General features: G+C 37.2%; 15 protein-coding genes. 10 read left to right on the top strand and 5 right to left on the bottom strand.

The window, feature by feature from the left end; genetic code table 11:
• Positions 1–2 precede the first annotated feature (2 nt).
• Positions 3–2,363, bottom strand: coding sequence for a TonB-dependent receptor (locus SCA31_RS07045; RefSeq protein WP_410696264.1), 2,361 nt, complete (start codon positions 2,361–2,363; stop codon positions 3–5).
• 483 nt (positions 2,364–2,846) lie between these two features.
• Between SCA31_RS07045 and SCA31_RS07040 the strand changes: the two genes are divergently transcribed.
• The 5 genes from SCA31_RS07040 to SCA31_RS07020 are packed head-to-tail and all read left to right on the top strand — an operon-like array spanning position 2,847 to position 4,945.
• Positions 2,847–3,356 carry a hypothetical protein gene (locus SCA31_RS07040; protein ID WP_410696263.1) on the top strand — a complete coding sequence of 170 codons (510 nt, stop codon included), beginning with the start codon at positions 2,847–2,849 and terminating at the stop codon, positions 3,354–3,356.
• Complete coding sequence (locus tag SCA31_RS07035) at positions 3,353–3,700, top strand: tRNA-binding protein (RefSeq protein ID WP_076352966.1); 348 nt, start codon at positions 3,353–3,355, stop codon at positions 3,698–3,700. The genes SCA31_RS07040 and SCA31_RS07035 overlap by 4 nt, the downstream gene beginning before the upstream one ends.
• Before the next feature lie 14 nt (positions 3,701–3,714).
• Positions 3,715–4,416 (top strand): 3'-5' exonuclease, encoded by a 702-nt coding sequence (locus tag SCA31_RS07030; protein ID WP_410696262.1) that lies wholly within the window; start codon positions 3,715–3,717, stop codon positions 4,414–4,416.
• Positions 4,417–4,419: 3 nt separating this feature from the next.
• Positions 4,420–4,746, top strand: coding sequence for an SUF system Fe-S cluster assembly protein (locus tag SCA31_RS07025; RefSeq protein ID WP_076352964.1), 327 nt, complete (start codon positions 4,420–4,422; stop codon positions 4,744–4,746).
• 55 nt (positions 4,747–4,801) lie between these two features.
• The gene (locus SCA31_RS07020) at positions 4,802–4,945 is read left to right on the top strand and encodes a hypothetical protein (RefSeq protein ID WP_410696261.1); all 144 of its coding nucleotides are present in this window, start codon (positions 4,802–4,804) and stop codon (positions 4,943–4,945) included.
• A 94-nt stretch (positions 4,946–5,039) separates the two neighbouring features.
• Here SCA31_RS07020 and SCA31_RS07015 read toward each other — a convergent pair whose 3' ends face one another.
• Together SCA31_RS07015 and SCA31_RS07010 are read right to left on the bottom strand one after the other, a co-directional pair.
• Positions 5,040–5,876, bottom strand: a complete 837-nt coding sequence (locus tag SCA31_RS07015) for a sulfurtransferase (RefSeq protein WP_410696260.1) — start codon at positions 5,874–5,876, stop codon at positions 5,040–5,042.
• Between the two features lie 177 nt (positions 5,877–6,053).
• Positions 6,054–6,902 (bottom strand): hydroxymethylglutaryl-CoA lyase, encoded by an 849-nt coding sequence (locus SCA31_RS07010; RefSeq protein WP_410696259.1) that lies wholly within the window; start codon positions 6,900–6,902, stop codon positions 6,054–6,056.
• Between the two features lie 189 nt (positions 6,903–7,091).
• Between SCA31_RS07010 and pepT the strand changes: the two genes are divergently transcribed.
• The 5 genes from pepT to SCA31_RS06985 all read left to right on the top strand — a co-directional run bounded on the left by pepT (position 7,092) and on the right by SCA31_RS06985 (position 11,552).
• Complete coding sequence (gene pepT, locus SCA31_RS07005) at positions 7,092–8,339, top strand: peptidase T (protein ID WP_410696258.1); 1,248 nt, start codon at positions 7,092–7,094, stop codon at positions 8,337–8,339.
• 5 nt (positions 8,340–8,344) lie between these two features.
• On the top strand, positions 8,345–8,911 hold the full coding sequence (locus tag SCA31_RS07000; protein ID WP_410696257.1) for a hypothetical protein: 567 nt from the start codon (positions 8,345–8,347) through the stop codon (positions 8,909–8,911).
• A 181-nt stretch (positions 8,912–9,092) separates the two neighbouring features.
• Entirely contained in the window at positions 9,093–9,689 is a 597-nt protein-coding gene (locus tag SCA31_RS06995) for a porin family protein (RefSeq protein ID WP_410696256.1), read from the top strand.
• 77 nt (positions 9,690–9,766) lie between these two features.
• Positions 9,767–10,825, top strand: a complete 1,059-nt coding sequence (locus tag SCA31_RS06990; protein ID WP_410696255.1) for a sensor histidine kinase — start codon at positions 9,767–9,769, stop codon at positions 10,823–10,825.
• Positions 10,818–11,552 carry a LytR/AlgR family response regulator transcription factor gene (locus SCA31_RS06985; RefSeq protein ID WP_410696254.1) on the top strand — a complete coding sequence of 245 codons (735 nt, stop codon included), beginning with the start codon at positions 10,818–10,820 and terminating at the stop codon, positions 11,550–11,552. Before SCA31_RS06990 ends, SCA31_RS06985 begins: the two co-directional genes overlap by 8 nt.
• Before the next feature lie 71 nt (positions 11,553–11,623).
• On the opposite strand, the gene SCA31_RS06980 is transcribed toward SCA31_RS06985, so the two are convergent.
• Positions 11,624–12,532 (bottom strand): DUF6268 family outer membrane beta-barrel protein, encoded by a 909-nt coding sequence (locus SCA31_RS06980; protein WP_410696253.1) that lies wholly within the window; start codon positions 12,530–12,532, stop codon positions 11,624–11,626.
• Between the two features lie 136 nt (positions 12,533–12,668).
• The gene (locus tag SCA31_RS06975; RefSeq protein ID WP_410696252.1) at positions 12,669–13,865 is read right to left on the bottom strand and encodes a multidrug effflux MFS transporter; all 1,197 of its coding nucleotides are present in this window, start codon (positions 13,863–13,865) and stop codon (positions 12,669–12,671) included.
• Positions 13,866–13,979 lie beyond the last annotated feature (114 nt).

Raw genomic sequence — 13,979 nt, 5'->3', positions numbered from 1 at the left:
TTTTACTTAAATAGATATCTGAATTTTACATAGAAAGCACGTCCCTGCTTCTGAAGTTTGAAATTGTCATATGCTAATGCATCAGTAAGGTTGTTGACATCGAACGCCACATTATACCTTCCGTTCTTCATAGAATAACTTATACCAATATTGTGTAGGGTTTGTCTTGGAATAAATGGAATATTTCCTGGGTTTCCATAGGATTTCCAGTTTTTGTAGAACCATTCAGTCATCTGTAGACCGTAGTAAAGTTCTACGCGGCTCTCTTTCTGAAACCAGTCATCTTTACCAATACTTACATTCACATTCCCGAATAACCAAGGCTGGTTAGGGACATCTTTTTTGTAAGTTGCTGAAACTACATCCTCATTGTTATTGGCAAATTTTGTGTTGTCATAGGCTTTGTTGTAGCTCACATTCATCAAAACATTCAGGAACCTTTTGTATTGGTAACTTAATTCCCCCTCCAAACCGCGGGTTAAGATATTGGAAAGATTTTCATATTTGAAAGTACTGTTGTACAAATTAGGAACAGTATAGATAAAATCTTTCGTATCACGGATATACCCTGCCGCTTCTACGCGGAAAGCATGCTGCCCCCAGTGATGGTTGTAGTACAACCCTACGTTTACATTATTGCTGGTTTCAGGCTTTAGGTTCATATTACTGGTTACTGCAACCCCATCTCCGAAGATTTCCTGTGGCTCCACCAAGCGATAAGAACGTTCAAATGATCCTTTTATCCCCAGTCCTCTTGTAATTTTTACAGTGGTAGCAAAGCCGTACCCCCAGTTATTAAAATCTTCTTTTTCAGGACTATCGGTTCTGGTCACCGGATCAAAAACCATTTTTTGAAGTCCTACATGGTAATATTTAGCAAAGAAAACATTAGTCCAGTGCTTATTGAAAAAGTCCTGTTGATATGCCATAGACAAGATCTGCTTGGTCATCTTCGCCGGAAATACATCATCTTTCTCCTCTTCAAGTTTATTGAATGTAGTATTCTTAAGATAATCAATCACATAGTTGAAGATAAGTTTATGATTTTCAACAATTCTATAAGTAGCGCCAACCTGTGAGTAAAGGCGATCTTCGTGCTGCATTATTATACTTCTACCTCCTTTTTCACTAGTAGCAGAAGGCTCGAAAGTACCATCCCAGCTATATTTACGCATCAGGGTATCCGTTGCTTTCTGAACACTTTTAGAGAAACCGGCATACACATTTACATCCAGGTGACCATTGAAGAGATTTGCTTTTTTATACTTCATAAAGTAATTATTAGCTTCTCCCGTTTGCTTTACCCCACCATACACTACTTCCTGATTAGAACCCGTTTGTATCTGTTTGTCAAAAAACGATTGTGACATTCCTACAAAGAAAGAATCTGCCCAGCTTTTGTTTTCTAATCCAATTTCAGCCATGCCGAAAACAGATTGATACCTGTCATTAAAACGTTTTACATTTCTTGGCTCATATTGGTTTCGGGCAGGGTTCCAGATTTTCATATCCTTCATCAGATAGTCGTTATCCGAATGGTTATAAAAACTGTTAACGCGCATGATCAGCCCTGTTTTATCATCTTTAAACTGTCCATTTAGATTAATACGCTGTGTATTGAAAGATCCCACACTTATACCGGCATCCAAATAGCTTTTGCTGCTTCCGGGAGTAATAATATTCACAGCTCCCCCCATCGCATCAGTACTTAGATGAATAGGAACAACACCTTTATAAATCTCTACCCGATCCGCCATATTCACAGGTAACGTACTCAGGTCTACTCCTTTCCCAAGCATTTCCAAAGGAACACCATCTATGAAGAATTTCACAGCCTTACCAGACATTCCATTGATAGAAAAGTTATAATCAGAACCTACCCCCCCTTGCTGGCGAACTTTAATTCCGGTGGTTCTGTTCAGAACCTGATTAAGATCCGCTGTGGTATTGGCTAATTTTGCAACATCTATAGCATTAACAGTAAAAGCACCGTCTTGCAGTGCTTTCACTTTTCCTTTGCCGTGTACAATAACCTCTTCTACAGCCCCTTGATCCTCGGTTAACTGAATACTTACCGGAGATTCTTCGCTACCAAAGTTCACTTTCCTTCTGAGTTTTTTGTAGCCCCCCAGACTGAAGACCAATGTAGCCTCTCCTTTCTTGTGATTCATCCTGAAATTTCCGTTTTGATCGGTTTGTACTTTAATTTTTGTGTTTTCAACAAAAATATTGACCCCGTTTAGCCCACGTTTTGTATGATCCTGTACAACTCCCTGAACCGAAAAACTGGCATCCTGTGCTCTGATGAGGGAAATTGAAAGAGTAAAAATGAGAAAGATAAAAATACGCTGATATAACTTCATTATTTATAATTATTATAAATAGCAAAATTAAAGGTTCCCCATGAATCACCCAAGGAAAAGACTTATTTATTTTTAATTATTCTAATTAGACTTAGTTTTTTATTAAGATACAATCTTGGAAACCCATGTAAATAGCTCACATTCATAAACAAACATTAAAAATCCCAGATTACTATATTGTATTCGTATGAAAAAAGTCATACACAGAGTAAAACATAATTTTATAGGGTGGATGATTCTTATAAGATTTTGACAGCAACAGAACTAGAAAATTAATTTGTCAACCCAATCTTTACTTTTGGAGTTTTAAATATTAGAATATATAAATGCACTTAACATCCAAACATCATTCTCTAAAAGGGTATGATCTGGAGACCTAAAAGATCAGGCTGTAATCACAAAAATTTGATCAACAGGGTTAGCCATCGAACATTCCATTTAATTCTCAATATTTTAATACATTTGTTATAAAACATATTCCAAATGAATTTTGAGCAAATCCATCTACACCTTGATGCCTATAAGGAACATAACCAGATTTTGGATGCAGCAAAATATCTGATTCATTCCTTTAGTCTGGAGCATGAAAACTTTGCTGGATTTGGATTCCGGGAAGAGCTTTCTCCAACCTCTATGCTTCTTACCGCAGAGGGAGAATTGGGAGGACCGCAAACAGTGATGATTCCAAAAAACTTATTTGATTTTGATCTGAACCTTGTCCTGAATATGGTGGCCCACGAAATGCTTCATGTAAGACAAAAGGCTCCCGGACAGGTAATAGAAGACAAAAATGAACGGGAATTTCAGGCCTATTATGAAATGCTTTTTCATAAGGTTTTCCCACAGGTCCCTGAGGTTTCAGATTTTCATAAAAAATTCTTCGGGAACAAGGCTTTGGAATATTATAAAAGAATGGGTGAAAACTCAGTCTTACAACAAAAATATGAAGAACAGAAAACAGAAGTAGAACAATTAATTAACGCATTACCATGACCACAAAACCAGACATAACTTGGGCAGATTTTGAAAAAATAGACATCAGATGTGGAACCATCCTTTCAGTAAATGATTTTGAAAAGGCAAGAAACCCATCTTACCAACTGGAAATAGACTTTGGAGATTTGGGGATCAGAAAATCTGCAGCTCAGATCACTTCTCTTTATGAAAAAGAAGAACTGGTGGGAAAACAAATTTTAGCCGTTGTCAATTTCCCTAAAAAACAAATCGCCAACTTCTTTAGCGAATGCTTAGTCTTAGGATTATATGGAGAAGACAAAAAAGATGTCACTCTTTTAAGCCCCTCATTACCTACAAAAAATGGAATGCAGGTAGGATAGCAAATAACACACACATGATACAGAATATACCATTAGAAAGAATCTTATTCATTGATATTGAGACTGTTCCACAGGCGGGATCCTGGGATGAATTATCCGAAACAGACCAGTATCTCTGGGACAAAAAAACAAGATTTCAGAGAAAGGAAGAGGTCTCTGCAGAAGAGTTCTATGACAGAGCCGGAATTATGGCTGAATTTGGAAAAATCATCTGCATCACCATCGGAATGCTCGAAAAAAATGAAACCCTAAAGATCAAAAGCTTCTCTGGGCACGACGAAAAAAAGATGCTTCAGGAATTTGGAGAGATCTTCAACAGCCCGAGACTTCATAATGTAATTCTCTGCGCCCACAACGGAAAAGAATTCGACTTCCCATGGATTGCCCGAAGATATCTCATCAATGGAATGCAGCCTCCTGCTCCATTCCAAATGTTTGGAAAAAAGCCTTGGGAGGTTCCTCATATTGACACAATGGAACTGTGGAAGTTTGGAGATTATAAAAGTTTTGTATCATTAGAATTATTGGCTCATGTCTTTGGTATTCCTACTCCAAAGGATGATATCGACGGCTCAATGGTTTCATCAATTTACTACATAGAAAAAGACTTGCAGCGAATTGTTAACTATTGTGAAAAAGATGTCTTAACTTTGGCAAATATTTTCCGACGTATGCGTCAGGAAGATTTGTTGAAAAGGAATATCAATCTAGATTAAAAAATGAAATTTACAGACGATCAAATTGCTGACATTGGTGAGGAAATCATCAGCGTGCTAAAAACCGTATATGACCCCGAAATTCCGGTAGATATTTACGAATTAGGGCTTATTTATGATGTACAGATCTCCGATGATGCTGACGTAAAAATTATAATGACCCTTACTACTCCTAACTGTCCTGTGGCAGAGACTCTTCCTCAGGAAGTAAAGGATAAGGTAGCAGAAGTAGAGAATGTAAAGAGTGTTGATTTAGAACTTACCTTCGAACCGAGCTGGAATAAGGATATGATGAGTGAAGAAGCTAAGTTTGAACTAGGAATGCTATAAAATTCAGGCATTTTCTAAACAGAAAAAATTATACTACAATCATAATTCTAAAACCATGGTAAGAAAAATTGGGGCAGTATTGCTTGCTTTTCTCGGTGTCTATATGCTTTATTTAGGAACTCAGATGAAAGCCCAGCCTCCATTTATTACAGGAATAGGATTTATAATTATTTCTTTACTTTACTTAAGTAAAAAGTAAAATATGATTGAACAATCGTATACTCATATAAAAAGGATGTCATAACCAGACATCCTTTTTTGTATAATTAAAACCCAGAACTTAGGATTTATTTTTAAATTTCTTTTGCTATTTCTTTTCCCTCTCTCCTGCTCCATTCGCTCCATGAGCCTACATATAACTTCGGTATTGGAAATCCTGCATAATCCAGTGCTAAAATAGTATGACATGCCGTAACTCCGGATCCACAATGGATAATCAAGTGTTCAGGGTTATTCTTCAGCAATTCATGATACTTTTCTTTTAAAATTTCAGGGTTTAAGAACAATCCGTTTTCATCAAGATTTTCAGAAAAAGGAATATTGATCGCTCCCGGAATATGGCCCGCAACCAAATCAATAGGCTCAGACTCTCCTCTATATCGATAGGCATCTCTTACATCAATAACAGTAGAAGAGTGACTTTTCAACTGATCTTCAACCTCTTCGAGACTTGAAATTGGAAACATCCAGCCCTCTTTTTTAATCAATGAAGCTTTTTCAAATGTTTCTTCTCCTGATGAAAATTCTATGTTTTCCTTTTCGGCGGCCTGTATTCCGCCATTAAGAACCTGTACATTTTCAAAGCCAAATGATCTTAGCATCCACCAGCCTCTTGCAGCTGCATTAGAACCGTTTTTATCATCATAAATAACAATGTAAGAACTTTCAGTTATCCCAAGGTTAGAAAGAGTCGTTGCAAATCTTTCAATACTTGGAAGCGGGTGTCTTCCTCCAAAAGCTGCATTTTCGCCTATCTCAGCCAGATCTTTATCCAGATCAATGAATCTTGCTCCTTTAATGTGCTTTTCCAAATAGCTTTGTCTGATATCTTTTCCGGCTCTTGCATCAAGGATGATGAGGTTTTCTGAAGAAAGATTTTTTAACTCGGATGATGAAATTATTGGAGACATTGTATTAATTTTTGGTTTGATTTTAATTAAATTTCGGCTAAAGCCAATTTTGTTTAAATACATTAAAGCGGGCTAAAGCCCGCTCCTAATACGATCTTTTGATCTCTCACAAATCATATAGAACCTCCATATCTGCATAATTTGCCCAATCTGAGAGAGATACATTATGTGTTTTCTTTAAAAATGAAAAATATCCTTAGCCTTGTTATAAGAACTTTCAAAGTTCAGCAGGTTCAGTTTATGCTCTGCTTTTTCAACACTCATAAAGTTAATCACCTGTTCCGTAGGCATATTTCCTACAAGATCATCCTTGGCCATAGGACATCCTCCAATTCCCTTAATTGCGCTGTCGAATCTTCTGCAACCTTTGTCATAAGCCGATTTCAATTTTGAATAAGATTCTTCATAACGATTATGAAAATGACCTCCGAAGTTAATTTCAGGGTATTTTGATGGAATTTTTTCAAATAAAAGGGCAATTGTTTCCGGGGTTGCCACCCCTGTTGTGTCAGAAAGTAGAATATCCTTTACACCAATGTCCGAAAATCTTTGTGCCCACTGGTCTACATCCTCCCACTTCCACATTTCCCCATAAGGGTTTCCAAAAGCCATGGAAAAATAAATATTCAATTGTTTACCCTCACTTTTTACCAGTTCCAGCATTTTAATGATTTCATCAAAAGCCTCTTCCTGGCTTTTGTTGGTATTTCTATGCTGAAAAGTTTCGGAAATAGAGAATGGAAATCCAAGAATATCCACCGACTGATGCTTCAATGCCTTTTCAGCACCTCTATAGTTTCCAATGATGGCAGAAACCTTTGTCTTGGAACGGGATTTATCAATATTTTCAGCCACCTCATCAGAATCAGCCATCTGTGGAATTGCTTTTGGAGAAACAAAACTCAGACAATCCAATACATCAAAGCCAACATCCATTAAGGAGTTGATATAATCTATTTTTTTATTGGTAGGGATAAACTCTCCCCATCCCTGCATGGCATCTCTAGGACATTCGGTAAGAAACATTTTTACTTTTTGATTTTCTCAAATATAATAAAACTAAACTAGTTCGTATACTGTACATACAAATCTAACACTATTTTGATTTTCAAATATTTATATCTGATTTATAATTTCAATAATTGATATTCAGTCGCAAATAACGTATTCTGAGCGCCAAATTTGCTAACTTTGTTAAAATTTATGATCAATCTGATGAGTACAATAGAATTCAATCCATTATGGAAAGAGAAATTACTGAACCGTTTTCTTAGCTATGTAAAGATCTATTCAACCAGTGATGCAGAAAGTGAGGCTACTCCCTCTACTCCTCGCCAGTGGGATATCGCCAATTACATTACAGAAGAGCTGAAAACGATCGGTCTGGAAGATGTTTCAATTGATGAGAACGGGTATATTATGGGATATGTTCCATCTAACCTGGAAAATGATAACAGACCTACAATTGGGTTCATTTCACACTATGATACATCACCGGACTTCAATGGAGAGAATGTAAAACCTCAGGTTTGGGAAAACTATGACGGAAATGATCTTCTGCTGAACCAAACTACCGGATTCTCATTATCTTCTTCAAAATTTGAAAGTCTAAAAAAATATATCGGTCAGACATTAATCACAACAGATGGGACTACTCTTCTTGGTGCTGATGACAAGGCAGGCTGTGCAGAAATTGTAACTGCTGCCGAATATCTGATTGCACACCCTGAGATCAAGCATGGAAGAATTGCCGTAGGATTTACTCCTGATGAAGAGATCGGAAGAGGAGCACACAAGTTTGATGTAGCTAAATTCGGCGCTGAATGGGCTTACACAATGGATGGTGGAGAAGTCGGAGAATTGGAATATGAGAACTTCAATGCTGCAGGAGCTGTGGTAAAAATCCACGGATTGAGTGTACACCCGGGCTATGCTTACGGTAAAATGGTAAATGCGGCGTTATTAGCTGCTGAATTTATCCAAATGCTTCCTGCCAACGAAACGCCATCTACTACAAAAGGTTTTGATGGTTTCTATCACTTAATGGATATTACCGCTGATATTTCAGAAGCTAAACTTCAATATATTATCCGTGACCACGACGCTGATAAATACGAGGCAAGAAAGAAATTCCTGGAGGAAAAAATTGCTGAATTTAACCAAAAACATGGTGAAGGAACGGCTGAAGTAGAAATCAAGGAACAGTACAGAAATATGAAGCAGCAATTTGAAGGCAAAATGCATATTGTAGACCTTGCTGCAAAAGCAATGACTGAAGCTGGTATTGAGCCCAAGATCAAAGCAATCAGAGGGGGTACAGATGGCGCGCAGCTTTCTTACATGGGACTTCCTTGTCCGAATATCTTCGCCGGAGGAATCAACTTCCACGGACCTTATGAATATGTAGCTCTGGAAAGTATGGAAAAGGCAACTGGAGTAATTATTAATATTGTAAAAGCCTAATTGAGATGAATAAACTCTTAGCATTAGCATTTATATTCTCGTTTGCTTTTGGAAGTGCCCAGGTTTCCGGATTTCAGAAAGCAGACTCAAAATATGAAAGAAAGAAAAAGGCCCTGTATAACAAATATCCTAAGCCTAATGATTTAAGAACTAAGCTAGAGTGGCTTCTTACAGAAGACAAAATAACATCCTATAAAAATGCCTTAGAAAAAATTTCTGAAGAGGAGAAGAAAGCAGTAGCCAATGATCCGCCCATTAAGATAAAGGTGAGCAAGGAAGCAGAATACGAGACAGGAAAAGCTGCTTTTCAAAAGTCATTGTATGAAGCTGTGGACCTTACTTTCTTAAACTATGCTTCAGATTCTTATAAAGCAACATTAAGCTTTATAATAGATTCAAAAGGGAATGCGCTTAACGCTCAGGTAAAAGGAAATAATGACGATATAAACGCATTTATTGAAGCCTCTTTTTACCGTATCAGGGAGCGTGGCAAATGGAAACCCGCAGAAAGCAATGGAAAACCGATATCATCCATGATCACGATTCCTTTGGTTTTAACATTTAAAAAATAAAAAACAAGCCCGGTACATTTTACCGGGTTTGTTTTTTATTCATCCTGGCTTTCATATGGCAAGTAAGCTTTCTTATCGATCTGTACGCCTCGTCACAACCTTATTGCCATTCGTCAAATAAAGTTTCAAGCTCTTTTTCAGAGTTGTTGTTTTGCATCAAATTTTTAATAGTAATCAATTTATGAAACAACAATTTTTGGCATTAAGCTCATTATTTTTATGCATCATCTGTTCCATTGAAACTCAGGCACAACAAACACCAGCTTTTCACATTGGAGTAAAGGGAGGTGCAAATTTTACAAAAACCTCAACGGAATCTTCTTCCTTGGAAGGGAAATACGGTTTCGGTTATCAGGCAGGGGTAATGACAAGACTAGATATTGGAAGCCTGTATCTACAAGGAGAAGCTCTATTCAACAAAAGAAAAACGTCCTACGATACAAAAGATGGTGGTTCCGCAAAGCTTACATGGAATGCTATTGATCTTCCTGTGGTCATTGGTTATAAGCTGATAAAGACCGATGATTTTAATGTAAGAGTCTTTGCCGGCGGAGTCTATAGCTATGCCTTTAATAATAATGTATCCAGCTCTCAGGCTATTCAGGAGGGGTTTAAAAAGTTTGACAAATCCAATATCGGCATTACAGGAGGGGTTGGTGTAGATTATAAGAACTTTACTGTAGATTTGAGATACGAAAACGGGCTTTCAAACATCAGTAAGGAATTTAAATCCAAACCACATAGTTTTAGTCTTGGGATAGGTTATTTTCTATTCTAAAAACTTAAATTATCTTTACTCATTAGAAACTGCTGACTTGCAGTTTCTATTTTTTTATTAAATTATTTTAAGCTTCCATGACAAAATCATTTGTTTTAAGAGAATACGTATTTACCTTTATTTTCTGGCTTGTTTTTACGATTGTATTATGGTGTAATTTCCAGACCGAAACTGATAAATATCTGGCAATGATTCAAGCCGTTATCATTGCTATCAGTTCTTTTATGTTTACTCATTTTTTAACCAATAAACTTCTCCCAAGAGCTTTGCGGGCAAAAAAAATGAAACGGTTTCTGATCCAAACGGTAATGGTTATTTTTCTTTTAAGTTTAATTTTTTCTGTTATTTTCACTTATCTAGAGGTTTCCCCCAAAAGGCAGCTTCCTCCAAACTTCTGGGATCACATTCCTTTTTTATGGAAAGGCTTTTATATGTCTTTACCCGCCTCTTTTCTGATTAATGGCTCTGCCTGTGGCATCAAATTTTACAAGGAACACGGAAGAATAGAACGGGATCATATTCTCCTTCAGCAAGCGCATCTGGAAAATCAGCTCAAGCTTCTTCAGGATCAGATTAATCCACATGTGGTATTCAATATTCTGAATCATATTCATATCCTGATGAAACGTGATACGGAGCTTGCCGATTTTTTACTGATGAAGTTTTCAGATATTCTGCGGTATCAGCTCTATCATTGCAATCAAAATCTTGTTCCACTAGACAAGGAAATTGAATACCTCCAAAATCTTGTTGAGGTAGAAAAGCTAAGATGGGGAAATGAGCTGGACGTAAAGGCAACCTGGGAAACTGGAAGCAGAAAGGCTTTTATTGCCCCCTTACTTTTGGTTCCTTTTATTGAAAACGCCTTTAAATATGTTTGCAGGCTTCCGGGACATAAAGGCTACATTAAAATCAATTATAAGGAGGAAAACGGAAATCTCTCTTTTTATGTAGAAAATTCTTATTCTGATGTGGCCATGTACAAAAAGAAAGACGGAGCCGGAGGAATTGGTCTTCAAAATGTAAAAAAACGATTAAAACTACAATATCCGGATTCTCATGACCTGAAAATTGAATCGGATGATCTTGTGTATAAAGTAACTTTAACCTTAAAACTCTCTGAAAAAAATGAGTAATACGATTCCTAAAATGAAATGTCTGATTATAGATGATGAACCACTGGCAAGGTTTCATCTTAAGGAATTGGCAGACCAGATTGATTTTTTATCCGTGGAAGGAGCCTGTGCCACCGCACTGGAAGCAGATACCAAGGTAAAAGAAAGTGAAATAGATCTTCTTTTTCTGGATATCAATATGCCCTACCTTACTGGTCTTGAGTTCTTGGAACAGCTTGAAAACCCACCTTTATGTATCCTTACAACAGCTTATTCAGAATATGCATTAGAGGGATTCCGGCTGCAGGTCGCGGATTATCTTTTGAAACCTATTGCCTTTAATCGTTTTTATCAGGCAGTGAATAAAGCTCAGCAACAGTTTATTATCAATGAAAAACTAAGAAAAAACACGTCTTTGGATGATCCTTTTCTGTATGTAAGGCAGTCTGATACATTTATCAAGATTTCCTGGGTAGATATTTTATTTGTTGAAAGCATGCAGAACTATACGAAGCTTCATTTTAAGGATAAATCCCTGGTCATCCATCAAACCATGAAAGCTATTGAAGAATCATTGCCTACCGATCATTTCTTTAGAATTCATAAATCATTTTTAATCAATATTACCCATATTGACATGATTTCCGGAGGGCGTCTGTTCATTAATAAAACAGAGCTTCCTATTTCCCGCACCCGAAAAGAAGAATTACTTAATCAGGTAGTATATAAGAAGTTGATTAGCAAATAAAAAAATAAGGGCCGGAAGAGAGAAGTCATACTCATTTGAAGAGATCACACCCCTTTCTTCCGGCCTTTTTGTTAAGGCAGATTCCAACGTACTGCAAGGGCAGCATAGAATGTACTCGTAAACTTAGGATCTGCTATTTTTTTGTCTTTAAAAATACTTGATATTTTGCGTTCGCTCTCACTGAAGTTTCTTATCAGAGTTGATCCACCTGTAATACCGAGACTCAATTTATCCGTGATTTTTATTTCCGGTCTCAGTCCTGCAGTAATCTGCTGATATCCAAACATAATAGATTTTCCGTCCTTATTTCTTTCTACCAACATTCCGCTGAGGTTCACTACTGCTTTCAGGGTAAGGGTTTCTGAAAATTGATATCCCGCCTCTGCTCCTTCAGGGAAATTGATCTTGAATTTGACCTTTCCATTGGTTTTCCAGTCAAAGTAAATCCACGGCAAGACCATTGGCGTCCCAAATGCTGTTGTAAGCACAGGCCCCCCACCTAAGGCCAGGTTTGGACTAAAGTGTCTGATAAATAAGACTCCTCCTTGTCCTAATATATCGTCAGAACTGATTCTTTCCAGATCAGTATACAATCCTACTGAAGCCATCATCATCATACTCCATTTCTTGCCCAAAGGTCTTATATGCTGCAGGCCAACCTGAGCATTCAGCATTTGATCCGGAAATAACGGAGTTTCGTAGTTCTTGTGTGATATCCTTGCATAGGAACCACTAAGGAGCATAGACCAGGCTTTTACCTTTCCATTGTTATCCTTTTTGATAGACAATGGAATGCTTAAATTAAGGGTTGCTCTCTTAAAATCACTTTTAGAGCTTGTTTTAACGCTGTCTTCTGGACGAATATAGTTGGAGAAAGGGGTATATTCTGTTTTCAGTTCTGCAGATATTCCAGTCTGTGCATTGATCCAATATCCTAACGGCAATAGGCAGCAAAAAGCCGTCAAAAGGTTTCTTTTCATATTCTAAATTTTATGCAAAGAGAACCTTTTGGCTATTTCTTTCAAAAATTACTTGATTAAGTGTAGGTCTATGATGACCAACAGGAATAGTAACAGGATCATATTTTGAAAACTCCCTCAGTATACCTACTTTTTCTTATGCAAATGCTTTGATTCGTTTCAATGAACGATAACCAAACCATACAGCAATTAACCCTATTAAAGCTCTTGTAACCACCATTGGTATGATGGAATCCGCTTCCATCAGCCCTACAATACCTGAAATTAAAAAGGTAACCATTAGCTGCATAAAACCCATTAACGCTGCCGCTGTACCACGTCCCTCCTTAAATGGGGACAAGGCATGAGCAGAAGTAATGGGGAATAAAAGCCCTATGGCTAACAGCGAAATATGTAGTAATACAATTTCCAGCCCTACAGACCACTGATACATTGAAACCAGAATATGAAGACAGCAGGAAGATAATAAAATAACAGTGGCCCAGAACTTAATTCTGGTTTCTTCAAACCTCTTGATCAGCCTTGGAGTGATGTAAGCCGCCAAGATTAAAGCCACAGAATTGAACGCGAATATAAATCCGAAGACTTCACTTGAAAAACCATGCAATTCCATAAAAAGAAAAGGAGCATTGGAAATATAAATAATAAGGGAGGCAAAGGCAATACTTCCGATCATCGTATTGTTTACAAAGTCTCTATTGGAGAGAATTGTTTTAAGCTGTTCCATCAAATTTATTTTATCCTCTACAACATTGTTGTCCTTGGATAAAAGCCTTGCATTGGTTTCTGGAACACATTTATACACTAGAACCAATGTTATAAAACCCAATATTACCAGGAAAGCAAAAGAACTATTCCATCCCCAAAATTTAAGGAATACACTCCCAAGCAAAGGCGCCACAATAGGTGCCACTCCACTGATTTGGGATTGCTGGGAAAATATAGCTACAGATTTTTGTTTATCATAAAGGTCTATAATGATGGCTCTTCCTATCACAATTCCGGCACTTCCACCGAATGCCTGAAGAAAACGCATCGCCCACAGCATATAAATATTTTTTGTGAAATAGATTCCTATTGCTCCTACAATAAACAATAGCAACCCGCAGTACAACATCGGTTTTCTTCCTTTCTGATCTGATAAAGGGCCCCATAAAAGCTGCCCTATGGCAAATCCTGCAAAAAATACAGAAATGGAGATCTGGATGTGCCCGATATCCGTCTGGAAAATTTGAGCCATACTTGGGAATGCAGGTAAATACAGGTCTATACTCAACGATTCCAATGTATTAAGCAAGGCTAAAATAAAAATAACGACCCCTAGGTTTTTCATAAATAGTATTAATTATTAAACGATCTACTCATGTGGTTTTCATGGAGCGCAAAGGTCCTCCAAAAAAGCAGACGATTCAATAACAGAACTGAAGAAATAATAGGACAAACTGAA

The organism is Chryseobacterium sp. SIMBA_028 (genome assembly GCF_046535285.1).
Classification (GTDB): Bacteria; Bacteroidota; Bacteroidia; order Flavobacteriales; family Weeksellaceae; genus Chryseobacterium.
This window is presented reverse-complemented; position numbering and strand designations above follow the sequence as displayed.